Annotated in this window: 25 protein-coding genes; 15 read left to right on the top strand and 10 right to left on the bottom strand. The window is 60.5% G+C overall.

Annotation, left to right across the window (positions count from 1 at the left end; all coding sequences use genetic code 11):
- Positions 1-49: 49 nt before the first annotated feature.
- On the bottom strand, positions 50-313 hold the full coding sequence (locus tag EQV96_RS03130; RefSeq protein WP_095000540.1) for a DUF4404 family protein: 264 nt from the start codon (positions 311-313) through the stop codon (positions 50-52).
- 297 nt (positions 314-610) lie between these two features.
- Here EQV96_RS03130 and EQV96_RS03125 point away from each other — a divergent pair, with 297 nt between their 5' ends.
- From EQV96_RS03125 to rssC, 3 genes are all read left to right on the top strand, one after another.
- Positions 611-1300 carry a VacJ family lipoprotein gene (locus EQV96_RS03125; protein WP_095000539.1) on the top strand — a complete coding sequence of 230 codons (690 nt, stop codon included), beginning with the start codon at positions 611-613 and terminating at the stop codon, positions 1298-1300.
- A 342-nt stretch (positions 1301-1642) separates the two neighbouring features.
- Positions 1643-2827, top strand: coding sequence for a two-component system response regulator RssB (gene rssB, locus EQV96_RS03120; protein WP_095000538.1), 1185 nt, complete (start codon positions 1643-1645; stop codon positions 2825-2827).
- Positions 2824-3306, top strand: a complete 483-nt coding sequence (gene rssC, locus EQV96_RS03115; protein WP_095000537.1) for an anti-sigma factor antagonist RssC — start codon at positions 2824-2826, stop codon at positions 3304-3306. The genes rssB and rssC overlap by 4 nt, the downstream gene beginning before the upstream one ends.
- A 95-nt stretch (positions 3307-3401) precedes the next feature.
- Here the strand turns inward: rssC and EQV96_RS03110 are convergent, their stop codons facing one another.
- On the bottom strand, positions 3402-4523 hold the full coding sequence (locus EQV96_RS03110) for an aryl-sulfate sulfotransferase (RefSeq protein WP_240881255.1): 1122 nt from the start codon (positions 4521-4523) through the stop codon (positions 3402-3404).
- A gap of 82 nt (positions 4524-4605) precedes the next feature.
- On the opposite strand from EQV96_RS03110, the gene EQV96_RS03105 reads away from it, so the two are divergent.
- The gene (locus EQV96_RS03105; RefSeq protein ID WP_095018114.1) at positions 4606-5676 is read left to right on the top strand and encodes a helix-turn-helix domain-containing protein; all 1071 of its coding nucleotides are present in this window, start codon (positions 4606-4608) and stop codon (positions 5674-5676) included.
- Positions 5677-5732: 56 nt separating this feature from the next.
- Here the strand turns inward: EQV96_RS03105 and EQV96_RS03100 are convergent, their stop codons facing one another.
- Entirely contained in the window at positions 5733-6641 is a 909-nt protein-coding gene (locus EQV96_RS03100) for a LysR family transcriptional regulator (protein WP_095000534.1), read from the bottom strand.
- Between the two features lie 124 nt (positions 6642-6765).
- On the opposite strand from EQV96_RS03100, the gene EQV96_RS03095 reads away from it, so the two are divergent.
- From EQV96_RS03095 to dctM, 9 genes are all read left to right on the top strand, one after another.
- On the top strand, positions 6766-7593 hold the full coding sequence (locus EQV96_RS03095; RefSeq protein ID WP_095026873.1) for a MaoC family dehydratase N-terminal domain-containing protein: 828 nt from the start codon (positions 6766-6768) through the stop codon (positions 7591-7593).
- Between the two features lie 21 nt (positions 7594-7614).
- Positions 7615-8778, top strand: coding sequence for an acyl-CoA dehydrogenase family protein (locus tag EQV96_RS03090; protein WP_095000532.1), 1164 nt, complete (start codon positions 7615-7617; stop codon positions 8776-8778).
- Positions 8779-8794: 16 nt separating this feature from the next.
- On the top strand, positions 8795-9187 hold the full coding sequence (locus EQV96_RS03085; protein ID WP_095018112.1) for a VOC family protein: 393 nt from the start codon (positions 8795-8797) through the stop codon (positions 9185-9187).
- Complete coding sequence (locus tag EQV96_RS03080) at positions 9184-10554, top strand: MmgE/PrpD family protein (RefSeq protein ID WP_095025855.1); 1371 nt, start codon at positions 9184-9186, stop codon at positions 10552-10554. Before EQV96_RS03085 ends, EQV96_RS03080 begins: the two co-directional genes overlap by 4 nt.
- Positions 10551-11756 (top strand): CaiB/BaiF CoA-transferase family protein, encoded by a 1206-nt coding sequence (locus tag EQV96_RS03075; RefSeq protein WP_153380695.1) that lies wholly within the window; start codon positions 10551-10553, stop codon positions 11754-11756. The genes EQV96_RS03080 and EQV96_RS03075 overlap by 4 nt, the downstream gene beginning before the upstream one ends.
- A 16-nt stretch (positions 11757-11772) precedes the next feature.
- Positions 11773-12600, top strand: a complete 828-nt coding sequence (locus EQV96_RS03070) for a CoA ester lyase (RefSeq protein ID WP_095026871.1) — start codon at positions 11773-11775, stop codon at positions 12598-12600.
- Between the two features lie 76 nt (positions 12601-12676).
- Positions 12677-13669, top strand: a complete 993-nt coding sequence (locus EQV96_RS03065) for a TRAP transporter substrate-binding protein (protein ID WP_095000527.1) — start codon at positions 12677-12679, stop codon at positions 13667-13669.
- A 99-nt stretch (positions 13670-13768) separates the two neighbouring features.
- Complete coding sequence (locus EQV96_RS03060; RefSeq protein WP_095018108.1) at positions 13769-14407, top strand: TRAP transporter small permease; 639 nt, start codon at positions 13769-13771, stop codon at positions 14405-14407.
- Positions 14404-15684, top strand: coding sequence for a C4-dicarboxylate TRAP transporter large permease protein DctM (dctM, locus tag EQV96_RS03055; protein WP_095000525.1), 1281 nt, complete (start codon positions 14404-14406; stop codon positions 15682-15684). Before EQV96_RS03060 ends, dctM begins: the two co-directional genes overlap by 4 nt.
- 529 nt (positions 15685-16213) lie before the next feature.
- Here dctM and EQV96_RS03050 read toward each other — a convergent pair.
- Complete coding sequence (locus EQV96_RS03050) at positions 16214-16591, bottom strand: redoxin domain-containing protein (protein WP_176465225.1); 378 nt, start codon at positions 16589-16591, stop codon at positions 16214-16216.
- 108 nt (positions 16592-16699) lie between these two features.
- A complete protein-coding gene (locus EQV96_RS03045; RefSeq protein WP_170943704.1) occupies positions 16700-17182 on the bottom strand; it encodes a MarR family transcriptional regulator in 483 nt (160 codons plus the stop codon).
- A 142-nt stretch (positions 17183-17324) separates the two neighbouring features.
- Between EQV96_RS03045 and EQV96_RS03040 the strand changes: the two genes are divergently transcribed.
- The gene (locus tag EQV96_RS03040; RefSeq protein ID WP_095000522.1) at positions 17325-18536 is read left to right on the top strand and encodes a YeeE/YedE family protein; all 1212 of its coding nucleotides are present in this window, start codon (positions 17325-17327) and stop codon (positions 18534-18536) included.
- Between the two features lie 38 nt (positions 18537-18574).
- On the opposite strand, the gene EQV96_RS03035 is transcribed toward EQV96_RS03040, so the two are convergent.
- From EQV96_RS03035 to EQV96_RS03015, 5 genes are all read right to left on the bottom strand, one after another.
- On the bottom strand, positions 18575-18940 hold the full coding sequence (locus tag EQV96_RS03035) for a hypothetical protein (RefSeq protein WP_165484574.1): 366 nt from the start codon (positions 18938-18940) through the stop codon (positions 18575-18577).
- Between the two features lie 197 nt (positions 18941-19137).
- Positions 19138-20652, bottom strand: a complete 1515-nt coding sequence (locus EQV96_RS03030) for a nucleobase:cation symporter-2 family protein (protein ID WP_095000520.1) — start codon at positions 20650-20652, stop codon at positions 19138-19140.
- A gap of 96 nt (positions 20653-20748) precedes the next feature.
- A complete protein-coding gene (locus tag EQV96_RS03025; protein WP_095000519.1) occupies positions 20749-22107 on the bottom strand; it encodes an 8-oxoguanine deaminase in 1359 nt (452 codons plus the stop codon).
- A gap of 560 nt (positions 22108-22667) precedes the next feature.
- A complete protein-coding gene (locus EQV96_RS03020; RefSeq protein WP_130871598.1) occupies positions 22668-24371 on the bottom strand; it encodes an amidase in 1704 nt (567 codons plus the stop codon).
- 135 nt (positions 24372-24506) lie between these two features.
- Positions 24507-25376 carry a LysR family transcriptional regulator gene (locus EQV96_RS03015; protein WP_240881253.1) on the bottom strand — a complete coding sequence of 290 codons (870 nt, stop codon included), beginning with the start codon at positions 25374-25376 and terminating at the stop codon, positions 24507-24509.
- A gap of 154 nt (positions 25377-25530) precedes the next feature.
- On the opposite strand from EQV96_RS03015, the gene EQV96_RS03010 reads away from it, so the two are divergent.
- A complete protein-coding gene (locus tag EQV96_RS03010) occupies positions 25531-26568 on the top strand; it encodes an amino acid ABC transporter substrate-binding protein (protein ID WP_095000507.1) in 1038 nt (345 codons plus the stop codon).
- Positions 26569-26575 lie beyond the last annotated feature (7 nt).

Below are 26575 nucleotides of genomic sequence, written 5' to 3'. Positions count from 1 at the left end.
CTCATGTGCAATGAGTCGGGGCTTTTTTGTTTCTGGGGGTTACCGGAAATCAGATGCCGATATTGCCCAAGGTTTGCACGATGCTGCGCAGGGTAACGGCGAGAGTGGGATGATCGACCTCAAAGCGCTCTACAGCGAGGTTGACGCTGTCGGCAAGGCTGGAATCGTTGGTCGCTTTTTCGATGTCGATCTGAGCCTGGATTTGTGTGGCGAGCTGGTTCAAGTGTTCACGCTCTTCCTGGGTGAGCGGCGGGTTCTGTTCCAGTTGCTCGCGCAAGGTATTGAGTTGTTCTTGCAGATCGCGGGCAGGCATAGCATTCATCCTTTATTGATAGGCTCTGGTGTAGACCTTCGAAGTGAGCAAAAGGTCTGCCTCTAGATTAATCCACTCGCGGGCGAAGTGCATGATCTCTATCAAAATCCCCGGTGCGTGTTTTTGTCGTTCAGGCGGGTGGTTTTAAAAGAATCGGCAGCGGGGGGAACGTCTATCTTTTATACAAGTCTGTTTAGGCGATTGCTTGGGGGCTGCCTAAAAGCCATTTGCCGTTATACTGATGTTCAGACTCAGGGCATAGCGCCCAAGTGTTGAGTAACTTCAGGGAGTTTTGCTATGCGCTGGACTGTTCGTCTCGCCCCATTGTTTGTCTGTGCCGGTGTGGCCATGATGCCGTTTGCTGCCAATGCCGCCACCGAGGATGACCCGTGGGAAGGGTTTAACCGGGTTGTGTTCAAGTTTAACGACACCCTCGACACCTATGCCCTGAAGCCGATTGCCCAGGGCTACCAGTTCATCACTCCGCAGTTTCTGGAGGATGGCATCCACAATATGTACCGCAACGTCGGTGACGTGCGCAACCTGGCCAACAACGTGCTGCAGGTAAAACCCCACGCTGCGGGCGTGGATACCGCCCGTTTGCTGATGAACACCATTATCGGTGTCGGCGGCTTCTTTGATGTGGGCACCAAGATGGGCCTGCAGCGCAACGACGAAGACTTTGGCCAGACCCTTGGCTACTGGGGGCTGAGCAGTGGCCCTTACCTTGTATTGCCGCTGCTGGGCCCAAGTACGGTGCGAGATGCCCTGGGCATCTACCCGGACTCCTATGCCGAACCTTACCGCTACATGCATGACGTTTCAGCACGTAACACCGTTGCCGGGATGAAAATCATCGATGCCCGCGCCAATCTGCTGTCGGCCGAAAAATTGATCACAGGGGATAAATACATCTTTATCCGCAATGCGTATCTGCAAAGCCGTGAATTCAAGGTCAAGGACGGGCAGGTTGTCGACGACTTTTGAGTCGTTTGACCGATGCGCAAAAAACGGCCCTTGTGGCCGTTTTTTGTATGGGTGCAGATGAGAATCAATCGGCTTTGCGGCCTTTGTTACCAAGGTTTTAGTTGCCGTAAACGTGGTTCTTATAACCCGCAGTAATTTAACGTGACGAACACCTCAAGCCGCTATCGGCCTGAGCTTGAAACACCCCGCGGATGGGAGTACCGTCTGCGCCTTACACGGGCACCTTTGTAGGATCGAGCAATACAGTCGATTTGAATCAGGGATGTTCACAAGCCATTTCAGTTGTTGAGCCCGACGTTTACGAGCTTCAACGACAACCTAATTCTGGCGCCATTTGCCCACATGCAAAAAACCAGTGCCACGCTGCTGATCATTGATGACGACCAGGTAGTACGCGCAAGTCTGGCGGCCTACTTGGAAGACAGCGGCTTCAGCGTCCTTCAGGCCAATAATGGCTTGCAAGGCCTTCAGATGTTCGAGCAAGAGCAGCCAGATCTGATCATCTGTGACCTGCGCATGCCGCAAATGAGTGGCCTGGAGGTGATTCGCCAGGTTGCCCAGCGGTCGGCGCAAACGCCGGTGATCGTCATCTCGGGCGCAGGCGTGATGAGCGATGTGGTCGAGGCTTTGCGCCTTGGCGCTGCCGACTACCTGATCAAGCCGCTGGAAGACCTTGCCGTGCTGGAGCATTCGGTTCACCGAGCTCTGGATCGTGCGCGGTTGCAGCTTGAGAACCAGCGCTACCGTGAGAAGCTGGAGTCGGCCAACCGGGAACTGGAAGCCAGCCTGCATTTGCTGCAGGAAGACCAGAACGCCGGCCGGCAGGTGCAGATGAACATGCTGCCGGTCAGCCCCTGGACCACTGATGAGTTCAGTTTTGCCCACAAGATCATCCCGTCACTGTATCTATCCGGGGATTTTGTCGACTACTTCCGGGTTGACGAGCGTCGGGTCGCTTTTTATCTGGCGGATGTTTCCGGGCACGGCGCCTCTTCGGCCTTTGTCACGGTGCTGCTCAAGTTCATGACCACGCGCCTGCTGTTCGAGTCCAAGCGCAATGGCACCTTGCCGGAGTTCAAGCCCTCCGAAGTGCTTGGGCATATCAACCGTGGTCTGATCAACTGCAAGCTGGGCAAGCACGTGACCATGGTGGGCGGTGTGATCAATGAAGAAAGCGGCGAGCTGACCTATAGCATTGGCGGGCACTTGCCGCTGCCGGTGCTCTACACTCCAGACAGTGTCCGTTATCTGGAAGGGCGGGGTTTGCCCGTTGGCCTGTTCAACGAAGCCACCTATGAAGACCAGGTTATGAAATTGCCTGAAGCTTTCAGCCTGACTCTGATGTCGGACGGTATCCTGGATCTTTTGACCGAGCCGACGCTCAAAGAGAAAGAAGCTGCTTTGCCGCAACGGGTGAAAGCAGCAGGCGGCAGCCTGGATGGTCTGCGCAAAGTGTTTGGATTAGCTACGCTAGGGGAGATGCCGGATGATATCGCCTTGTTGGTGTTGAGCAGGAATCTTAAATGAGTACCGGTAGAATTCAGTTCGCCGAACAGGACGGCACTTTTGTCCTGAAGTTTGTGGGTGAAGTGCGTCTGACGTTGTGTTCGGCACTGGATGCGACGATCGAGAGGATTTTCACGGCGTTGAATTTCAATGCCATCGTGATTGACCTCACCGAAACCCGCAGTATCGACAGCACCACCTTGGGTTTGCTGGCGAAACTGTCGATATTGTCGCGCCAAAAAACAGGCCTGTTACCGACTGTTGTCACCACCCACGAAGACATCACCCGGCTGCTGGAGTCGATGGGCTTCGATCAGGTGTTCAACATCATCGGCAAGCCGATCCCTTGCCCGGATTGCCTGACCGACCTGCCTTCGCAGGATCAGACAGAAGAAGTTGTGCGGGTAAAAGTGCTGGAAGCGCACAAGATTCTGATGGGGCTCAACGACTCCAACCGTGAAGCTTTCCATGATCTGGTGAATGCACTCGAGCGGAATTGATTTCCGGTCGCCTCATCCCGCAGGTTGTCAAAGATCAAAAGCCCCTCACCACGCCTCTCCCTCCGGGAGAGGCGTGGTGAGGGGCTTTTAGCTTTTTATGTTACAACCAACCATGGTATTTCCCGGCGCTGATAACGGTGCGCGCGGAAGATCGCGTTGTTTTCACCCGGCAGATAGGCTCTGGAGGCTGCATCCGGGTACGGGGCAAAGAAGGGATTGATATATTCCCAGACCACTTCTCCCGTCGGCGTGATTTCAAACAGTCGACCAAAATTGGCCTCGGTCACCAGCGTATTGCCGTTGTGCAGGCGTTGCGCGCCGCCCATGAACGGGGTGAAAAAGGCATAGCCCGGGGTATCGGCGTACTGCCACACGATCTGTTGGCTGAGTGGCTCTATTTCCAGTATTCGTGAGTGCGGCATGCTGGTATGTGGCCGAAAGATGCCGTTGTCGAATACCAGCACGTTGCCGTTTTCCAGCTCGCTCGGGCAGTGCTGTTGCGCAACCAGATCATGGCCCAGGCGCCACAGCACCTCACTGCTGCTGCGCGAAATGGCAATCACCGCAGAGACGCTGCGCAGGCTGAGAATGATTTTGCCATCGCGGCCCGGCGAGACGGCGTTGGTCATCGGCCAGTGGTAGCGTTCAAACGCAGCATGCAGCGGATAGTCTTCAGGGCGCAGGTGCTCCCAGCTGCGCCACTCCCACACCACATGGCCCTGGCGGTCGACTTCTTTGACCACATCGGCATAGATCACCCCGCCGGGTGCTTCGCTGCCAGGAATGCCACCCACCACGCGCGCGGCCAGATGCGGGCTCAGCGGTTCAACGGTGGTGTAGAGCAGATGACCGTTGTCCAGCCATTGGGCATCGTGATGGTGCATCAGGTCAGTGTGTTCCCAGACCACTTCTCCCTCGGCAGTGACTTCGCTGAAGGCGCCGCCGTGCCAGACTGACCAGCCCGTAAACAACTCTGGCGAGTCGGGGTGGTTGCCGTTGTATCCCAGGTTGCCGTTGCGCAGTATTACGGCGTCGCGGCCGGGGCGCCAGGGCAGCTTCCAGCGGTGTACGATTTCGCCTTCCAGATCGATCAGGAACACATTGCCATCTGCCGTTTGCGGGGCGAACAGTGTGTAGCCACCGGCGCTACGGGCGTGGTCGACGCCGACCAGACCGGTCTTGTGGCGCTTCAGGGTGGTGTTGTGCAGTTTTGACATGGTGCCACTCCCACTAGGTTCCACTGGTATTGTGCGCGGCAGGGGAGCATTGTCGGTCTCCCCTGTGTGCGTGGAATCGAGTATGTCGAGGCAAACCGTGGCGCTCCATGCCAAACACCCCTCTTTTGCTGCCATGCCGGACGCTACGCCGCGTACGGTGGTGGTGCTGGCATTCGATGAGCTGTTATTGCTCAACGCCGCGGGGCCACTTGAGGTCTTCGCCGCGATACCGCGGCTGTTGGGCGGCACTTTTGCCAGCGATCCACCTTATCGGCTGTTGCTCGTATCGCCCATGGGAGGCCAGATAACCTCGGTTTCCGGGATCAGCGTCAATACACTGTCCCTGGAACAGATCGACCAGCAAGCGGACGTTATCGACACCCTGATCGTGGCAGGGGGGCCGGGTGTGGCAGCACTTGAAGCCAGCGTACCTGTGTGCAGCTGGTTGCGCCGCCGCGCCACGGCCGTACGCAGGCTGTGTTCCATAGGTACTGGCACATTCGCCTTGGCCGCTGCCGGTCTGCTTGAGGGGCGCAAGGTGGTGACCCACTGGAAGTTTGCCGAAGAACTGCAAGCCCGCTATCCGGCGCTCCAGTGCCAGACTGAAGGGTTGTACCTGCATGACGCGAATCTGTGGACGTGCGCGGGAGCTGCTGCCGGTATCGACCTGGCGCTGGGGTTGGTGGAGCAGGATCTCGGCCCCCATGCGGCATTGGAGCTGGCGCGCTATTTCACCGTTTTCGTATGGCGCTCGGCGGCTCAACCCCAGCTCAGCGCTTCGCTCAATGCCCAGTCCCTGGCCTTGCGTACCGCCCCTGACGTGCGCCTGGTGCGTCTGCATGCCTGGATTGCAGCCAACCTGCAAAGCGACCTGCGTGTGGAAACACTGGCGGAGCAATTTGGCATGAGTGCGCGCCACTTTGCCCGTGCCTACGTGGCCACTACTGGCCATACACCTGCACATGCGGTAGAGCTCTTACGTATTGAAGCTGCCTGCCAGTTGCTGAAAACCACCAGCGAGCCGATCAAGCGGATAGCCGAGACCGCAGGTTTTGGTCGGGAAGAGCGTATGCGGCGAGGGTTTCACAAGCACTTGGGCATCGGCCCGCAGCATTACCGCAACCAGAGTCGATGCGCTGCACCGCAAGGCTGATCTGACGGCTTATCGCATGCCGGGTCTGATCGCTGGCCAAGGATATCGGTGCAGGACTAATTGCCAGGCTCAACGCTCTTGTGATGCTCCAGCACCCTGTTGATCAAGGCCCGGGTCACCTTGGGCAGTGCCTGCAGGTCGCGCACCAGAATGCTGCGTTCGCGCACCCGCCAGGGCTCGTCCAGTTCGATCACCGACAGGCCCATGGTCTGCTGGTGACGACGGGCCGAAGACTCCGGCAGGATGGCGATACCCACCCCGGCTTCGACCATCCGGCACATCGCTTCGAAGCTGTAGACCTTGATGCGCATGTTCAGGGTATTGCCGTGCAGGGCGACCTGCTCATTTAAAAATCGCAGCAGGGTAGTGCCTTCGTGCAGGCCGATATGCGGATAGGCCAGGGTTTCGGCCAGCTTGATCGACCTGGAGTGGGCCAGGGGGTGATCCAGTGAGGTGACCAGGATCAATTGGTCGGTGCTGAAGTGGATGACCTGCAGGCTGTCAGCCTCGACCGGACCGGCGATGATGCCCATATCGGTTGAGCCATCCATGACCCCGCGGACGATATCGCGGCTCAGGCGCTCTTGCAGGTCCACTGTCACACCTGGGCGTTCGGCAAGAAAACCGGCCAGGATACCGGGCAAGAATTCCGTGGCTGCCGTGGTGTTGGCAAAGATCCTGATATGCCCCGACGCGTCGGTGTCGTACTCGGTGAACTCGCTTTTCATATAGTCCACCTGGCGCATGATCATCCGCGCATGGTGCAAGAACAGTTCACCGGCGGGGGTCAGTTCAACCCCGCGGCTGTCGCGGTACAACAGGCGGCTGGCCAGGTTCTCTTCCAGGCTCTTGATCCGTGCACTGGCGGCTGGCGGCGAGATAAACGCCTTGCGCGCACCCTGGGTGAGGCTGGGGGATTCGGCGATATGAATAAACAGGCGCAGGTCGACAAGATCAAAATGCATGGCTGATTTCCGTTGGGCTTGAGCGTTAAGTAAAACCGAACGCCCCCTTACCGAAACGCAGATTCACAGATCGCCCGGCTTTTGGCAATCATGGCCAAAATAACAAGCCACGGGGCAATCACCGATGAGCGATAACGCACTGGCCGACTGGATCGGTCGTACTGAAGAAATCCATGACGTTCTTAGCCTGAACCTGGTCACCCGTATCGCCGCGACCTTCGGTGAGAAGGTGCCGCAGGCCGGGGAGCCTCTGCCGGCGTTGTGGCAGTGGTGTTTCTTTCAGCCCACGGTAGAGGAACAGGGGCTGGGTGATGATGGTCACCCGGCCCGGGGCGGCTTTTTGCCTCCGGCCCACAACCGCAACCGCATGTGGGCGGGCGGGCGTGTCGAGTTCTTTACTCCGCTCAGGGTGGATGCCAGGGCGACGCGTTTTTCCACTATTCTCGATGTTCGGGAAAAACTCGGTAAAACCGGCTCGCTGCTGTTTGTCACTGTCCAGCATGATTATCTGCAGGACGGCCAACTGGCCATTCGCGAAGAACAGGACATTGTCTACCGCGAACCAACCCCGCCCAAGCTGGCAGAGGGCGAGCCCTTGCCTGCGGGCATCTGGCAGGAGTCGATCACGCCGAGCCCCACCTTGCTGTTCCGCTACTCGGCGGTCACCTTCAATGGCCATCGCATCCATTACGACTGGCCTTATGCGACCGCAACGGAAGGCTACCCGGGGCTGGTGGTACACGGGCCGCTGATGGCCACCCTCAGCCTGCGCGCTTTTTGCCGCGCCAATCCCCAGGCCCAAGTGCGGCGCTTTGCCTATCGCGGCGTGCGGCCGTTGATTGCACCTCAGCCCTTTGTGCTGCGGGGGCGTGTCGTGGCGGCGGGCAAAGCCGAGTTGTGGGTGGGCAACGCAGAGGGTATCGCCCAGCAGGGCGAAGTGAGCTTCGACTAATAACGACAACAAGGAGCGCTAATGAATCCGTATCTGAACGAAGACTATAACGCCATTCGCGAGGGTGTCCGCGCCCTGTGTGCGGAGTTTCCAGCCGAGTACTGGCGCAAGATTGACGAAGACAAGGGCTTTCCTGAAGCCTTTGTCGCCGCCATGACCGAAGCCGGCTGGTTGTCGGCGATGATCCCCGAGCACTACGGCGGTTCGGGCCTGGGGCTGGCTGAGGCCTCGGTGATTCTTGAGGAAGTGAACCACTGTGGCGGCAACTCCGGCACCGTGCATGGCCAGATGTACAATATGTTTACCTTGCTGCGTCACGGCAGCGAGGCGCAAAAAAGTTATTACCTGCCCCGGCTGGCCAGTGGCGAGCTGCGTTTGCAGTCGATGGCAGTGACCGAGCCAACCACGGGCACCGACACCACGAAGATCAAGACCACTGCCGTGCGCCAGGGCGACACGTATGTGATCAATGGCCAGAAGGTGTGGATTTCGCGGGTTCAGCATTCCGACCTGATGATCCTGCTGGCCCGCACCACGCCGTTGGCCGACGTGCAGAAAAAAGCCGACGGCATGTCGATCTTTCTGGTCGATCTGCGCGAAGCCATCGGCAACGGCCTGACCGTGCAGCCGATTGCCAATATGGTCAATCACGAAACCAACGAGCTGTTTTTCGACAACCTGGTAATCCCCGCCAGCAGCCTGATCGGCGAAGAGGGCAAGGGCTTTCGTTATATCCTCGACGGGCTCAATGCCGAGCGCACGCTGATCGCCGCTGAATGCATCGGTGATGGCCGCTGGTTCAATGAAAAGTCTGCACAGTACGCCCGTGATCGTGTGGTATTCGGTCGTCCGATCGGGCAGAACCAGGGCGTACAGTTCCCGATTGCCGAAGCCCATATCGAGCTGGAAGCCGCTGACCTGATGCGCTGGCGCGCCTGCGAAGAATACGACAGTGGGGGTAAAGCCGGGGCGGCGGCCAATATGGCCAAGTACCTGGCAGCCAAGGCCAGCTGGGAAGCGGCCAATGCCTGCCTGCAAACCCACGGCGGTTTCGGTTTTGCCAATGAGTATGACGTCGAGCGCAAGTTTCGCGAGACCCGTCTGTACCAGGTGGCGCCCATCTCCACCAACCTGATCCTGTCCTATGTGGCCGAGCATCTGCTCGAGTTGCCGCGTTCCTTTTAATTAACGGAGACAGAACATGCAGATCAGTCATCTGGACCATCTGGTCCTGACAGTACGGGATATCCCCACAAGTCTGGATTTTTACAGCCGGGTGCTGGGCATGCAGCCCGTGGTGTTCGGTCAGGGCCGCCATGCCCTTGGGTTCGGCCAGCAAAAGATCAACCTGCACCAGGCCGGTGCCGAGTTCGAGCCCAAGGCCAGCCAGCCACTGCCGGGTTCGGCAGACCTGTGTTTTATCGTCGCGACCCCATTGGATGCTGTGATCGAGCAGCTGCACGGCCTGGGTGTTGCCATCCTCGAGGGGCCGGTCATGCGCACCGGTGCCCAGGGGCCGATTCGCTCGATTTACCTGCGTGACCCGGATCTGAACCTGATCGAGTTGTCCAATCGAGTGGAGAGCGCGGCATGAGTCAGCACACGCAAGCGCTCACCCGTTTTTTGGCCAGCCTGGATTACCAGCAATTACCCGAAGCCGTTATCAGCCGTACTGAAGAGCTGTTTCTCGACTGGCTGGGATCGGCCCTGGCCAGTCAGGGCGCGCACCCGATCCCGTTGTTTGAACGCTACGTGGCGAAGATGGGCCCGGGCACCGGGCCTGCCGGTATTCTGGTCAATGGCCAGACCACCTCGGCGTATTTTGCCGCGCTGGTCAATGGCGCCAGCTCCCATTTGGTGGAGCAGGACGACCTGCATAACAGCTCCGTGCTGCACCCGGCGACCGTGGTGTTTCCTGCGGTGCTGGCGGCGGCACAGGACCTGGGAAAATCGGGTCGCGATCTGATTGTCGCCGCCGTCGCCGGTTATGAAGCGGGCATTCGCATCGGTGAGTTTCTTGGCCGTTCGCATTACCGCATCTTTCACACCACGGCTACGGTCGGCACCCTGGCGGCAGCGGTGGGGGTCGGCAAGCTGATGGGGTTCAACCCGCAGCAGTTCACCCACCTGCTGGGCACTGCCGGGACCCAGGCCGCGGGCCTGTGGGAGTTTCTGCGCGATGCCGCGGACTCCAAGCAGCTGCATACCGCCAAGGCCGCCGCTGATGGTTTGCTGGCTGCTTACCTGACGGGCGAGGGTCTGAGCGGTGCGCAAAATATTCTTGAGGGTGAGCAGGGCATGGCTGCCGGCATGTCCAGCGACGCCAACCCGGCGTGCCTGTCCGATCGCCTGGGCAGCCGCTGGGCGCTGACGGAGACTTCGTTCAAGTTTCACGCCTCGTGCCGCCACACCCACCCGGCGGCCGATGCGCTGCTGGCGTTGATGCAGCGGGAGGGGCTTGGAGCAGAGGACATCGCCAGTGTCACCACCCGCGTCCATCAAGCCGCCATCGATGTATTGGGCCGCGTAGAGGTGCCGCAGAGCGTGCACCAGGCCAAGTTTTCCATGGGCACGGTGCTGGGCCTGATTGCCGTCTATGGCAAGGCCGGCTTGCCCGAGTTTCATCAACATGCGCTGAGCGATGCGCGCGTTGGCGCGTTTCGCGACAAGGTGCGCATGGTCCTCGATAACGACGTTGACGATGCGTATCCACAACGCTGGCTGGGCCGGGTGCTGGTGACCACGGTGCAGGGGCGCAGCCTGCAGGGCAGCATCGATGAGCCCAGGGGCGACCCGGGCAATACGTTGAGCCGCGCCGAACTGGAAGACAAGTTTCGCCGCCTGCTGGCCTTCTCGGGAGCGCGTAGCGACGAACAGGCCAGCGGGCTGCTCGAGCAGGTCTGGCACCTGCGCCATCTTGACGACTTGAGTGTACTGACCTGCATCGGGAGACCATCATGACCGCCACCGCGCACAAACCCCGGCCGCTGGACGGCATTACCGTGATCAGCCTGGAGCACGCTATCGCCGCGCCGTTTTGCACCCGCCAGCTGGCTGACCTCGGTGCACGGGTGATCAAGATCGAGCGCCCCGGCTCCGGCGACTTTGCCCGCGACTATGACGGGCGGGTCAACGGTCTGGCCTCGCACTTTGTCTGGACCAACCGCTCCAAGGAAAGCCTGACCCTCAACGTCAAGCAGCAGCAAGCTGCGGACGTGCTCGACAAGCTGCTGGCCACGGCCGATGTGCTGGTACAGAACCTGGCGCCGGGGGCGGCAGAACGTATGGGGTTGTCGTTTGCAACCCTGCATGAGCGTTTCCCGCGGTTGATCGTCTGCGATATTTCCGGTTACGGCGAAGGCGGACCCTACGAGCAGAAAAAGGCTTACGACTTGCTGATCCAGAGTGAAGGCGGGTTTTTGTCGGTGACCGGCGGGCCGGATGAACATGACATGGCCAAGGCCGGTTGCTCGATTGCCGATATCGCTGCAGGCATGTATGCCTACACCGGAGTGCTTTCGGCGCTGCTGCTGCGGGACAAGACCGGGGAGGGCAGCCGTATCGATGTGTCGATGCTCGAAAGCCTGGTGGAGTGGATGAACTACCCGCTGTATTACGCCTACGACGGTGCCGCGCCCCCGCCGCGGGCGGGGGCCGCGCATGCCACCATCTACCCCTACGGCCCGTTCCCTGCCGGCGACGGTGGCACAGTGATGCTTGGCCTGCAGAATGAACGCGAATGGCAGCAATTTTGCGACAGGGTGTTGCTACAGCCAGACCTGGCGAGCAACCCGCGCTTTAATGCCAATGCGCGGCGCTCAGAGAATCGCAGCGAGTTGCGGGCCATCATTGTCGAAACCTTTGCTGGAATGGGTACCGATGAAGTGATTGCCCGGCTCGACGGGGCATCGATTGCCAATGCCCATGTCAACGATATGGCCGGTGTGTGGGCTCATCCGCAACTGGCCGCCCGTAAACGCTGGCGCGAAGTGGACAGCCCGGCGGGCAAGTTGCCGGCGCTGCTGCCACCGGGGTGCAACACCGCTTTCGAGCCACGTATGGAGGCGGTTCCCGGTCTGGGCCAGCACACCGACAGCCTGCTGGGTGAACTGGGTTATGGCGCGGACGAGATCCAGCGTCTGCATCAACTAGGAGCGGTATAAGGCATGGAGCATCGTGATGGATAACACCAGCATTCGTTCAGCGCTGTTCGTCCCGGCTACTCGCCCCGAGCGGATACCCAAGGCGCTGCAAAGCGGCGCCGATCAGGTGATCGTCGATCTGGAAGACGCTGTGGCCGAGGACCTCAAGGCCCAGGCCCGCGCCAGTCTGGATGCTTTCCTTAATGACAATCCGCAGGCCAGGGTGCTGGTGCGGATCAATGCGCCGCAGCATCAGCAGCAGGCAGCCGATATCGAGTTGTGCCGTCGCCAGCCCGGCGTGGTGGCGGTATTGCTGCCCAAGGCCGAAAGCGCTGCACAGGTCGAACAGGCTGCGGCGTGTGGCAAGCCGGTGTGGCCGATTATCGAAAGCGCCAGGGGCTTGCTTGAATTGCCGGCCATTGCTCGGGCTCGCGGGGTGGAGCGCCTGAGTTTCGGTGCGCTGGACCTGGGCCTGGACCTGGGCCTGGCCAGCGATACGGCTGGCGCGCAGCGCATTCTCGATCAGGCCCGCTACGCCATTTTGCTGCACAGCGTCCTGGCGCAACTGGCGCCGCCGCTGGACAGTGTATTTGCGGACATCAACAACAGCGCCGGCATGGCCCACATGGCCGCCGATGCCAGGGATATGGGCTTTGGCGGCCTGCTGTGCATTCATCCGGGCCAGGTGGCAGTGATTCACGCCGCTTTTATGCCGCGTCAGGACGAGTTGGACTGGGCGCGGCGGGTTCTGGATGCGGTTGCATCCACAGGCGGGGTGTTTGTGCTCGACGGGCAAATGGTCGATGCCCCGGTCATCGGCCTTGCCCGGCGGGTATTGCGCCGGGCCGGTCTGCCTTGTAACTGAGGCCAGGCGAAGCGGTTAAACGCAGCACAGGCAACACCAGGCACTACCAAATCTATAACAACAAGAGGTATGTCCCATGTTCAAGCACACTCTCAAGGCTCTGGCCTGCGCATTGCCATTATTCGCAGGTTTTGCGGGCGCTGCCGACCCCATCAGCATCAAATTCGCCCACGTTGTCGCCGAGCACACACCCAAGGGGCAGGGCGCGCTGTTGTTCAAGAAACTGGCCGAGGAACGCCTGCCCGGGCAGGTCAAGGTCGAGGTCTATCCGAACTCCTCGCTGTTTGGCGACGGCAAGGAAATGGAAGCGCTGCTGCTGGGTGACGTGCAACTGCTGGCGCCGTCGCTGGCCAAGTTCGAGCATTACTCCAAGCCGATCCAGATTTTCGATTTGCCCTTTCTGTTCACTGATATCCAGGCCCTCGACCGTTTCCAGCAAAGCCCGCAAGGTCAGGCTCTGCTCAAGTCGATGGAAGGCAAGGGCATTACCGGGCTTGGTTACTGGCATAACGGGATGAAGCAACTGTCCGCCAACAAGGCGCTCTACGAGCCCAAGGACGCCCGCGGCCTGAAGTTCCGCGTACAGGCTTCCGCCGTGCTGGATGAGCAGTTCAAGGCCCTGCGCGCGGCGCCACGCAAGATGAGTTTTGCCGAGGTTTATCAGGGCTTGCAGACCGGTGTGGTGAATGGCACCGAGAATACCTGGTCCAACTACGAAAGCCAGAACGTCTATGAGGTGCAGAAGTTCTTCACTGAGTCCAACCATGGCGCCATCGATTACATGGTGATCACCAATACCAAGTTCTGGAATGGCCTGCCTGAAGAGGTGCGCAACACCCTGGATGCGGTCATGGCCGAGGTCACCGTGGAGGTGAACAAGCAGGCCGAGGCGCTTAACCAGGCTTCCCGCCAGCGCATTGCCGATTCCGGCAACAGCGAAATCATCATCCTTACCCCGGAACAGCGCGAGTTGTGGCGTGAAGCCATGCGCCCGGTATGGAAGAAGTTCGAGAGCGACATCGGCCCTGATGTGATCGCGGCCGCCGAGCAGGCCAACCAAAGCAGTTAATAGTCGCCAGCGCTGATTGCCGTCGGTGGTCCCGCAGGGGATCGCCACGGCAACCTTTGCTTTGTCGTTTCTCGACCGTTCTTTCAAGGGAGATTACCCATGCACGCAGCCGTTCGTGTCTGGAATCACGCGGAAGAAATGCTGGTGGCATTCCTGCTTGCAGGCATGACCCTGGTCACCTTCGCGTATGTCGTATTCAACAACCTCTATGGTGTTTTCTATTCCCTAGGGGACTCGCTGCCGTTCGCCAACGAGACCCTGCTCGGCATCGGCGACAGTATTCTCTACGTCGCCCAGGAGATGACCTGGAGTGTGGCCCTGACCAAGGCCATGTTCGGCTGGCTGATTTTTGTCGGCCTGGCCTGGGGCGTGCGCATTGGCGCGCATATTGGCGTCGACTTGCTGGTGCGCCAGTTCAAGCCTGCCAATCAGCGGCGGGTGGCCTTGCTGGCAGTGGCCATTTGCCTGGGCTATTGCGTGCTGATGGCGTACTCCAGCGAGCAGTGGGTGGCCACGTTGTATGCCGTTGGCACCAGTGCCGAAGACCTGGACCGCTTCGGTATCAGGCAATGGCAAATCGTGATGATCGTGCCGATCGGTTTTGCCTTGATGTTTGTGCGTTTTCTGCAGGTTTTTATCCGCATCATTCAGGGCAAGCAGCAAGGCCTGGGCTTGCACAGTGAAGTGGACGACGCCGTCAAACTGGCGGAAAACGACCAGCAGGGGACTCCAAAATGACTATTGCCTTCCTTTTTGTCGCCCTGTTCGTGCTGATGTTTGTCGGTATTCCGGTGGCGATTTCCCTGGGCTTGTCCGGGGCCATGACCATTCTGTTCTTCAGTAACGACTCGGTGCGTTCGCTGGCGATCAAGCTGTTTGAAACCAGCGAGCACTACACATTGCTGGCGATCCCGTTTTTCCTGCTATCGGGTGCATTCATGACCAGCGGCGGCGTGGCCCGGCGCCTGATCGATTTCGCCAACGCCTGCGTCGGGCATATCAAGGGTGGCCTGGCCATCGCCGCAATCCTGGCCTGCATGCTGTTTGCGGCGCTGAGTGGCTCTTCTCCGGCCACGGTGGCGGCGGTGGGCTCGATCGTTATCGCCGGCATGGTCCGTTCTGGCTACAAGCAGGATTTTGCTGCCGGTATCGTCTGTAACGCCGGGACCCTGGGCATCCTGATTCCGCCGTCGATCGTCATGGTGGTTTACGCTACCGCCACCGAAACCTCGGTGGGCAAGCTGTTTATGGCCGGTGTTGTGCCGGGTCTGTTGCTGGGGCTGGTATTGATGGTGACCATCTACATCCTGGCGCGGGTCAAGGACATGCCATCGCTGCCCCGGGCCTCGTTCAAGGAAATCGTCACCGCCGGGCGCCGTGCCGGCTGGGGCCTGATGTTGATCGTGATCATTCTCGGCGGTATTTACTCGGGCATGTTCACCCCTACCGAAGCGGCTGCTGTGGCAGCGGTGTATGCAGCGTTCGTGGCGATCTTTATCTACAAGGACATGACCGTCCGCGAATGCCCGAAGGTGATTGTCGAGGCGGGCAAGCTGAGCGTGGTGCTGATGTTTATCATTGCCAACGCCATGCTTTTTGCCCATGTGCTGACCACCGAGCAGATCCCGCAGTCGATTACCGCCTGGGTGGTGGAGCAGGGTTTTACCCCGATTGAGTTCCTGTTGGTGGTCAATATTGTGCTGTTGGTTGCAGGGACTTTTATGGAGCCTTCGGCAATCATCCTGATTCTGGCGCCGATCCTGTTCCCGATTGCCATGCAACTGGGCATTGATCCGATCCATCTGGGCATCATCATGGTGGTGAATATGGAAATCGGCCTGATCACCCCACCCACCGGGCTAAACCTGTTTGTCACCTCGGCGGTCACGGGCATGCCGCTCACTCGAGTGGTCCGTGCGGTATCGCCGTGGTTACTGGTGATGCTGGCGTTCCTGGTGCTGGTGACCTATGTGCCGTTTGTGTCGCTGGCGTTGCCGAATTGGCTGGGGATGTAGCGGGCGGGCGCAGGGAATAGTGTGGGAGCGGGCTTGCATCGCGATGCAGGCGACGCGGTCTGGCAGGCTCACCGTATGGATGCCATCGCGGGCAAGCCGCGCTCCCACAGGTTTTGTGGCGTACTTAAGAGCTGCGGTTTGCAGGATTCATTGTGATGCAGGCGGCGCGGTCTGGCAGGCTCACCGTATGGATGCCATCGCGGGCAAGCCGCGTTCCCACAGGTTTTGTGGCGTACTTAAGATCTGCGGTCTGCAGGATCCATGTGGGAGCGGGCTTGCTCGCGATGCAGGCGGCGCGGTCTGGCAGGCTCACCGTATGGATGCCATCGCGGGCAAGCCGCGCTCCCACAGGTTTTGTGTCGTAGTTAAGAGCTGCGGTTTGCAGGATTCATTGTGGGAGCGGGCTTGCTCGCGATGCAGGCGGCGCGGTCTGGCAGGCTCACCGTATGGATGCCATCGCGGGCAAGCCGCGCTCCCACAGGTTTTGTGGCGCACACATGAGTTGATGCCTGCATGCACGCTACTTGGGTCAAACGCGGCCGACTGCCGCAATCAATTCCTCAGGCTCCACCCGTTGCGCGTAGTCCAGGTTGACGAACGCTTCGCGTATTACCGCATCCTGGTCGATTACAAATGCACTGGCCAGTGGCAGTGTCAGCGAGTCAGACCCGTTGACGCTCTTGAGGTCCGCACCCAGGGAACGGTAGATTTCGTCCAGTTCGTCCTCAAGCTCGAAAACAATGCCGTACTGACGGGCAAGGTGGTTGTCGATATCACTGAGCAGCAGGTAAGTGATCCCCAGCGCTTCACGGGTTTTACCCGTGAACTGCGGCGTCTGCGCCGAGACGGCAACCAGCGTCGCCCCCGCGGCCGTTAGATCACTGACCATCTGCTGGTATGCACTCACGGCCCCATGTCGAGAAAATCGCGCAGATCGACGTTCTGCCCGTTCTCGTCCTTGAGTATCGCCAGCGGCGCCTTGTCGTTAGCTTGCAACGCCTTGCTACTCAAATGGCTATCGACCAGCTTTTGTAGCGAGGTCGAGCGCTTGGCTGGCCGAGAGGCAATAGATCGACTCGGCCAGGGCCTGGCGTTGCCCGGGAGGCAAGTCCTGGATCATTCCGCTGATCCAGGCGGTGTGCTCGACAAAAACGTCATCGACCACGCGCTTGCCTTGCGCGGTCAGCGTAATAATCAATTTGCGCCGGTCCGTTGGGTCGGTTTTGCGCTTGATCAACGCGGCGCGCTGCAAACCATCGAGCAGCCCGGTGACCGTTCCCGTGGTAATCGACAATCGGGTCGCCAGTTCCAGAGGGGAGAGCTTGCCTCCCGCGTTTTTGAGGGTCAGCATGATGACAAAACGGCCCTCCGACAGGTTGTAGCTGGCCAGCCGTGTTGCGCAGGCGCGATTGATCGCCGCTGCCGCCGAGAGCAACTCGAAGCACAGCTTTACGCTGTCCCTGACCTCGGGCGCTGCGCTCTCTAGTTCACGCAGCATGATGTGGTGCTTGTTCTCTAAAATATTCATAAGGCGCAGTTTATCTTGGCGCCTTACTAAGTCAAACGGTTAGGCCGCAGCCCCGCCTGGGGTATACTTTGCCGCCACGCAATTCAGCCAAATCATACGTATCGGGATTTCCATGAGTCGTTCTCTTTCCATAACCCCTGGGCGCAAACCGCTTGCGCCGCTGTTGGCCTTTATCTTGTTGCTGCAGGGCGCTGTTTTCCTGCAAAACAATGTCGGTACGCGCCAGGTGCTGTTGCTGATCGTCGGCGCGGCGCTGGGCTTGACCCTTTATCACGCTGCATTCGGTTTTACCTCGGCCTGGCGAGTCTTTATCAATGATCGCCGTGGTGCTGGCCTGCGCGCGCAAATGGTGATGCTGGCCGTGGCTGTGGTGCTGTTTTTCCCCGCGCTGGGGGCGGGCACCCTGTTTGGCCAGCCGGTCGTCGGGCTGGTGGCGCCGATCGGTGTGTCGGTGGTGTTCGGTGCGTTTATTTTCGGCATCGGCATGCAGTTGGGCGGCGGGTGTGCGTCCGGCACCCTGTTCACTGTCGGCGGCGGCAATGCGCGCATGCTGGTGACCCTGTTGTTCTTTATCTGTGGATCATTAATCGCCACTCAGCATGTTGACTGGTGGTTTGCCCTGCCTGCGTTTCCGGCGACCTCTATCGTTAAAAGCTTCGGGGTGGTTCCCGCCTTGCTGCTGAGCCTGGCCGTGTTCGCGATCATCGCCGCAGTGACCGTACGCCTGGAGAAATCCCGTCACGCCAGCCTTGAAGCAGGGGTGACCAGTGAACATCAGGGCCTGCGCCGCTTTTTGCGTGGGCCGTGGCCTCTGGTCTGGGGGGCGATAGGTCTGGCGCTGCTGAACTATGCCACGCTGGCACTGGCCGGGCGGCCGTGGGGTATTACTTCGGCGTTCGCGCTGTGGGGCGCCAAGGCGGCAAGCGGACTGGGGGTTGATGTTGGCAGTTGGGGGTTCTGGCAGATGCCGGGCAATGCCAAGGCACTGGCCGCGCCGGTGTGGGAAGACATCACCAGCGTAATGGATATTGGCATCGTTCTCGGTGCGTTGTTGGCCGCCGGCCTGGCCGGGCGTTTTGCTCCCAGCCTGAAAATCCCGCCGCGCTCGCTGCTGGCGGCAGTGATTGGTGGCCTGCTGCTCGGGTATGGCTCGCGTCTGGCCTACGGCTGCAATATTGGCGCGTACTTCAGCGGCATCGCCTCGGGCAGCCTGCATGGCTGGGTATGGCTGGTGGCAGCGTTTATCGGCAACACGGTGGGCGTGCGCCTGCGACCACTGTTCTTTACCGGCGAGCGGCCACAGGCGGCGTTGAGCGGCTGCTAAAAAAGGTACAGGGGCTGCTTTCTCGGCAGCCGTTTTTTTCAGCGACGATAGTCGCGGTGATGGTTGTCGTAACGCTGGTGCATGGCCCGGTCATGACGGCGGCGCTCGGCTTCGCGGCGGGCTTGCTCCCGACGCCATTGATCGCGACGCCAGTTTTCTCTGCGGCGATCGTCTCTGCGAGCTTGCCAGCGGTTGTCATACCGGTGGTGGTCGTCACGGGCAAGCAGGGGCGCTGTCTGTTCAGCGGCCAGCCTTGGCCAGGGATTGGCAGCCGTCGTCTGAACGGCTCCAGGTTCAGTAGCAAAAACCGCGGGCGGGGTCTTTGTCGGTGTAGCTGATGCCGAGCCCATTGCCGCAAACGCGAACAGGCTCAAAAGCACCATCCGTGGGGCGTGGAATTTCATGAGCGAAGATAACCTCTGAATATCATTCGAATGTGTCGCCATCTGCTGACTGACGCCTGGAGCTCGCGCTTGTCGCGCAGATACGCGTACTCACATAGACAGATAAACAGGGAAAAGTTCGCAAGCCGGCTGCTTGTGTAAATCGGCGCAGTATGCAAAACGGCGCCTGAGCGCCGTTGTGCCGGGTTTAAGGCAGGTTAGTGTTCTTGCTCGAAGCTCTTTTTACGCAAGGGCGGGGACTGTTCGTAGTGCTCGTCGGACTCCACCACGGGTACTTCCTTGCCATTGCAGTCGAACAGCTTGCCATCGCGAAATACATCGCCATCGTTGAGGCAGCTGATATCCCGGGAGCGCAGGATACGGTCGCTGGCGGCGACGAATACCGACTGCTGGTCGGAGTTGCCGGCCCGCAGATGGTTGAACAGCAGGTTGAGCAGGATGGCCATGATTGCGGCCGAGCTGATGCCGGAGTGGAAGATGGTCTCGAACCAGGTCGGGAAGTGCTGGTAGAAGTTGGGCGCTGCAATGGGGATCATGCCGAAACCGATCGATGTGGCGACGATGATCAGGTTCATGTTGTTGCGATAGTCCACCTGCGCCAGGGTGCGGATGCCGCTGGCGGCGACGGTACCAAACAGGACCAGACCAGCACCGCCAAGCACGGCAGTGGGCACGGCGGCGACCAGGCGACCCATCACCGGCAGCAGCCCCAGTGTCACCAGGATCAGGCCGCCGGTGGCCACCACATAACGGCTCTTGATACCGGTCACGGCGACCAGGCCAACGTTCTGTGCAAAGGCGCTCTGGGTAAAGGAGCCGAACAGCGGCGCCAGGGCACTGGAAATCATGTCGGCGCGCAGGCCGTTGCCAAGGCGTTTGGCGTCGACCTTGGTGTCGATGATTTCGCCCACTGCCAGGATATCGGCGGAGGTCTCGACCATGGTCACGATAATCACGATCAGCATCGACAGGATGGCTGCGAGGCGGAACTCGGGCATGCCGAAGTGCAGCACCTCGGGCAGTGCGACCAGCGGGCCTTCCAGCACCCGGGAGAAGTCGGTCATGCCCACGGCCGTGGCAACCAGTGTGCCGATAACGATAGCCAGCAGAATCGACAGGCGTGAAATACTGGCGCTGCCCAGCTTGCTGAGCAGCAGCACGAGCACCAGGGTGATTGCCGCCAGGCCGATGTTGGCCATGCTGCCGAAGTCAGGTGACTGACTGTTGCCGCCCATGGCCCAGCGCGCCGTGACCGGCATCAGGGTCAGACCGATGGTGGTGATGACGATGCCCGTCACCAGGGGCGGAAAGTACTTGGTGATGCTGGAAAACAGCGGTGTGATCAGCAAGCCGATCACGGAAGCCACGATCACCGCCCCGAACACCACCGGCAGGCCTCCTGCGCCGTCACCGCCAATGATGGCGACCATGGTGGAGACACCGGCGAAGGACACCCCCTGCACCAGCGGCAGGCGACAGCCAAAGAAAGGGATACCCAGTGTCTGCAACAGTGTGGCCAGGCCACCGGCGAACAGCGAAGCGGCGATCAGCAGGCCAACGTCGGCCGATGAAAGGCCGGCTGCCTGGCCAATGATCAGGGGCACCGCAATGATGCCCCCATACATTGTCAGGACGTGCTGCAGGCCGTAGGCCAGGTTGGCGCCAGTACCGAGGTTTTCGTCTTCTGGACGAGGGGAAGCGGTAGAAGTCATGGTGAGTAGCTCGCTTTTGTTATTTTAGATGCGTCTAACAGCACGTTCTCAGTTGCATCCGTTGAGCCCTGTCAGGAACTCAACGGCCTGAAGGGGTTATTCACCGCTGACCAGCTGGTGGGCCAACTGGTTGTGGCGTTCCAGCACCCGCGGCAGGTCGACGGTGGTGAGGTGGCCATCCCTGACCACCACGCGACCATTGATCACGCTGGTATGGACCTGGGTCGGGGTACAGAACACCAACGCTGCCAGCGGGTCGTGATGGGCTCCGGCGTAGGCCAGATGGCCCAGATCGAAAGCGACAAAATCCGCCACCATGCCCGGTGCCAGTGCACCAATATCATTGCGGTTAAGCACCTTGGCGCCCCCCAATGTGGCAATTTCCAGCGCCTCGCGGGCGGACATCGCATCGGGGCCAAAACCCACCCGCTGCAACAGCAGGGCCTGACGTACTTCACCAATCATGCTGGCGCCATCGTTGGACGCAGAACCGTCAACCCCCAACCCCACCGGCACGCCGTGGTCGCGCATCCTGCGAATCGGCGCGATCCCCGAAGCCAGGCGCATGTTCGAGCACGGGCAGTGGGCGACCCCAGTACCGGTGCGGGCGAACAGCTCGATGCCGTGCTGGTCGAGTTGTACGCAATGGGCGTGCCAGACGTCGTGGCCGACCCAGCCCAGGTCTTCGGCGTACTCGGCAGGGGTCATGCCGAACTTCTCGCGGCTGTAGGCGATGTCACTGACGTTCTCGGCAAGGTGGGTGTGCAGTGAGACCCCGTACTGGCGGGCGAGCACTGCGGCCTCGCGCATCAGGTCGCGGCTGACCGAGAAGGGCGAGCAGGGCGCCACGACCATGCGCAGCATCGAGCCATGGCGGGGGTCGTGGTAGTCCTCGATCAGACGCTGGGACTCTTTGAGAATATGGCTTTCTTTCTCAACCACCGAGTCGGGCGGCAAGCCGCCCTGGCTACGGCCCACGCTCATGCTCCCGCGTGCGGCGTGAAAGCGCATGCCGATCTCTGCAGCGGCATGGATGCTGTCGTCCAGCTTGCAGCCGTTGGGGTAGATATACAGATGGTCACTGGAAGTGGTGCAGCCAGAGAGGATCAGCTCGGCCATTGCTGTTTGGGTCGAAACCGCGATCATTTCCGGCGTGAGACGCGCCCAGATTGGATACAGGTTGTTGAGCCAATTGAACAACTCGCCGTCCTGGGCTGCCGGTACAACGCGGGTCAGGCTCTGGTACATATGGTGGTGGGTGTTGACCAGGCCCGGGATAACCACCTTGCCGGTCATGTCCAGAATCACGTCGGCCTGTTGCGGCAGGGATTCGCTGGGGCCGACCTGCTTGATCAGGTTGTCTTCGATAAACAGGCCGCCGCGCCGGATTTCCCTGCGTTCACCATCCATTGTGACCAGCAGTTCTGCGTTCTTGACCAGTAAAGTCTTTGCCATGGGTATTCCTCTTCCGTTTGGAGTTTGCTTTCAACGTGATGCGGTTGCAGGCATCGGTTTTCGGCTTGAGCCAAGCCCTGGCAGCCGGATGCAGCATGGCTGGGCAGGGGCGGTCGGTTCACTGGCACACCCATGGGCGCAGTGAATACGCGATGACATGCGCCGGTAAGGCGCGTTGAATTGAAGCGGCCGTGCAAGCTGCATGGTGTTTGACCATCGCAATACGCAGCGGCGATTGCCGGAGTCGTAGGCGTGCAATGATGTAACCAGAATTGGTTATTATTGTATACAACTAAAAATGCAGTGATGTTGTCGATTGTGACCGGGGGCTGGCAGGGGAGAAGATTTACTGGAGTCTGGAGAGTCGATCAGGAGCGGGTGCGGGGGCGGGTAATGTGGGAGCGAGCCTGCTCGCGATGCAGGCGACGCGGTCTTTCGGGTAAACCGCAGGGATGTCTTCGCGAGCAGGCTCGCTCCCACAGGAATTGCGGGGTGTTTTTACCACCCGGTGCGAGGGCGGGACCTATGAGCGGCGCTGCTCACAGATCCCGCCCATGCCATCACGTCAACGGCGGTGTACGCGGCGGGATCATGCGTTTGCTGCCGGTTGCCTCAAATGCCGAAGCAAAGCGCAGCAATGTCGAATCGTCATAGGCGCGACCGGCAAACGTCAGCCCCACCGGCATGCCGATGTCGGCCATCACGCCCATGGGCACGGTCACGGTCGGTACGCCCAGATGGCGGATGGCCAGGTTGCCGTTGGCCACCCACACGCCGTTGCTCCAGGCGATATCCGCCGACGCCGGGTTCACATCCGCATCTGCCGGAGCCACATCGGCCACGGTCGGGAACAGCACGGCATCCAGTCCCAGGCGGTCCATCCAGTCTTCCAGGTCGATGCGCCGGGTTTTTTCAAGGCCGCGCAGACCGTCTGGCACGCTACTGATCTGATCCCACGGGGTAATCCCGCGCTGGGCCATGCGCACGTATTCGTCCATGCCTGCCGCCAGTTCGTCTTCACGGTTGGGCAGGGTGCCCGGGTCGTGAGGGAAAATCAGCGGCCCATCGACGTCGGCCAACCGGTTGAGTTTAGGGTCACCGTTGGCGCGCAGGAAATCATCGAATGCCCACGCGGACAACTCCCAAAGCTCGTCATGCATAAACTCTTTGGACACCAGCCCGCGGGTGAACACGGTTGGCGCGCCGGGGCGATCGCCTTCGCAGTTGGAGACCAGCGGGAAGTCCACTTCAATCACTTCTCCGCCCTGGGCCTCGATGGCCTTGCGCGCGGCTTGCCACAGGTCGATCACCGAGGCACGGGTGATGATGCGTTGCCCGGTGGGGCCGCCGATGCCCGGTGCTTCGGATGTGCCGGCCTCGGGGTCGGCATTGATATACATGCGCGGTACGCCAAAGCGTTTGCCGGCCAGTGCTTCGCTGCCGGCATTGAGTTGTGCATAGGAGGCCGGACGCACCGAAGCCACACTCGGAATCGGTACCCAGGGCTGCAGGCGCCACAGGTCTCCACGGGTATCAGTATCTTCAGCCACGACCACATCGAGGACTTCGAGCAAGTCGGCCATGGTGCGGGCAAAGGGCACCACCACGTCCATGGTCGGCGTCAGCGGCCAGTTGCCACGTACCGAAATCACGCCCCGTGAAGGGGTGTAGGCGCACAGACCGTTGTTGGACGCCGGGCCGCGCCCGCTCGACCAGGTTTCTTCCGCCAGGCCGAAGGCCGAGAAGCTGGCCGCCGTGGCCGTGCCCGCACCGTTGGACGAGCCGGAGGCAAAAGGTGCCGTCAGGTAGTGGGCGTTGTACGGGCTTTCAGCGCGGCCATAGACCCCGCGCTGCATACCGCCGTTGGCCATGGGCGGCATATTGGTCTTGCCCAGGCAGATGGCACCGGCACCGCGCAGGCGCTCGATGGTGAATGCATCGCGGTACGCCACCAGGTCCTTGAAGGCGGGGCTGCCCGACGCGGCGGTCAGGCCCTTGACCAGGTAACTGTCCTTGGCGGTATAGGGGATGCCGTCCAGCGGGCCGAGGGTCTGGCCCTTGGCCCGGCGGTCGTCGGAGGCCTGCGCCTCGGTCATTGCCAGGGGGTTGCGCACCACCACCGCATTGAGGGCGGTGGGGGTGTCAGCTGTGTCGTAGGCGTCGATCCGCGCCAGATAAGCCTGTACCAGTTCTACCGCCGTGGTCTGGCCGGATTCGAGCGCGGCGCGCAGTTGGGCTATGGACACCTCGGTGACTTCAATCATGGGCTTACCGCTTGAGGACAATGGGAAACCGCAGAGCTTAGCGAAACTCCTGCCTGCACAGCCAGCCCATGTGATATTTGATGTCGTAAATATGTACCGTGCCTTGTGGGAGCGGGCTTGCGCATCAGGTGGATTTTACAACCGCTGCCAGAGCGCTTCTGCCTGGGGGTTGCGGTTGTCACGCCAGCGCACCAGGATCACTTCCAGATGGTCGGACTCCATGTCCGGGTACACGCGCACCAGTTCACCGCGCTCAATCAGCGGCGCCACCATGCTGTGGGACATGCACGCCACCCCCTGGCCACTGGCGACCATCGGTTTGAGTGCCTCGGACACCGTGGCCTCGAATACCTGCAGCAAACGCTGAGGCTGGGGGTGACGGTTGATCTGGGTACGCGACAGTTCATGCAATTGCGCACTGCGCGAATAGCTGAGCAGCGGGATCGGTTCGTCGGTCTGGGTGCAATGCGCCGCCAGTTGCGGAGTGGCCACCCAGTACAGCTCGTCATGACCCAGGGACTTGACCTCGAACTCGCTCTGGCGCGAGTAGGGTGCGGTCTTGGTGTCGCGATAGAACAGGATGAAGTCGCAGCGCCCGGACATCAGCGCCATGTAGTAGTCGTCGGTGCTGCGATAGCCCGTGTCGATACGGGTGAACAGCGGCGCCTGCGGGCTGTTCAACTGGCTGATCCAGCCCGGGAAAAAGTTGCACGCCAGGGTATGCAGCGAGGCAAAGGTCAGCGGCCGGTTGAGCACCTTGACGCTTTGCTCGCAGTCGCGGGCCATGCGTACCAGCTCAACGGCATTGGGCAGCAGCGCTTCGCCAGCAGCGGTCAGGCGCACCGGGTTGCGCTCGCGGTCGATCAGGGTCGCGCCCAGGTGGGCTTCCAGCAATTGAATGCGTCGGCTCAGCGCCGATTGCGATGAGTTGCGCATGCTGGCCGCGGCCGTGAACTTGCCGGTATCGGCCAGGGCGAGAAAATCTTCGTACCAGTCAATGTTCATAGACTTATTCCAATATTCGATAGCCCGTCCAGCATAGTGGATCAATTGCCGCTATCCGCGCCATGCCGCCGTCTTTATTGTGCACCTAAACCGCCACCTGCCGTTGGATTGTGGTTGACAGGCATAACAAGAAGAATTTTAAAAGGGCAATGATATGCACAAATTGAATAGGGCCAAGCTTTTGCTGGGGGCTCCGCTGTTGGCCCTGCTGTTGACCGGTGCCCAGGCTGCCCAGGCAGGTGTGCTGGACAAGGTCAAGGCCCATGGCAGCGTGCGCTGCGGGGTCGCAGGTGACAAGCCGGGGTTTTCGCTGATCGATGACAAGGGCCGCTGGACCGGTATGGACGTAGACCTGTGCCGCGCTGTGGCCGCTGCGGTGCTGGGGGATGCAGACAAGGTCGAGTACCTGACCACCACCGCCAAAAACCGCTTTACCGCCCTGGCTTCCGGGGAGATCGACATTCTGTCCCGTGCCGCTTCCTGGACCGCTGAACGCATAGCCAACCTGGGCGTGGACTTCACCACGGTCTGGTTCTACGACGGCCAGGGCTTTATGACCCACGCTGCCGACGGCATCGAGAAACTCACCGACCTGGACGGTGCCACTTTCTGCCTGTCACCGGGCACCACCTCCGAGCAAAACCTGGAGGACTATTTTGGCCGCCGTGGCCTGACTTACAAAACCGTGGTCATCGAAAAAAGCCCCGAACTCTACGCTGCCTTCCAGCGCGGGCGCTGTAACGCCATTTCCAATGACTCTTCGGGGCTGGCGGCGCGTTTGGCGCTGATGAACAACCCCAAGGACTATGCGCTGCTGCCCGAGGTGATTTCCAAGGAGCCGTTGGGGGCCTTTGTCGCACAGGGTGATACGGTCTGGCGCAATATTGTGACCTGGACCGCCTATGCCCTGATGACCGGCGAAGAACTGGGCGTGACCTCGGATAACGTCGACGAGTTGCGTGGCAACAAGAGCGCATCCACCGATATCGCCCGTTTGCTGGGCACTGAAGGCACCATCGGCAAGTCCTTTGGCCTGGACAGTGACTGGGCCTATCGCGCCCTCAAGCAAGTCGGCAACTACGCGCAAATCTACGACCGTAACCTCGGCCAGCAGACGGCATTGAACATCCCGCGCGGCCTCAACCGCAGCTGGAAAGACCATGGCCTGATGTACGCGCCGCCGATTCGCTGAGGGGATT

It is taken from the genome of Pseudomonas sp. TMW22080, assembly GCF_022496745.1.
Taxonomy (GTDB): Bacteria; Pseudomonadota; Gammaproteobacteria; order Pseudomonadales; family Pseudomonadaceae; genus Aquipseudomonas; species Aquipseudomonas bubulae.
The sequence above is the reverse complement of the archived record's forward strand: the minus strand, read 5'-3'. Positions and strand labels throughout refer to the sequence as shown.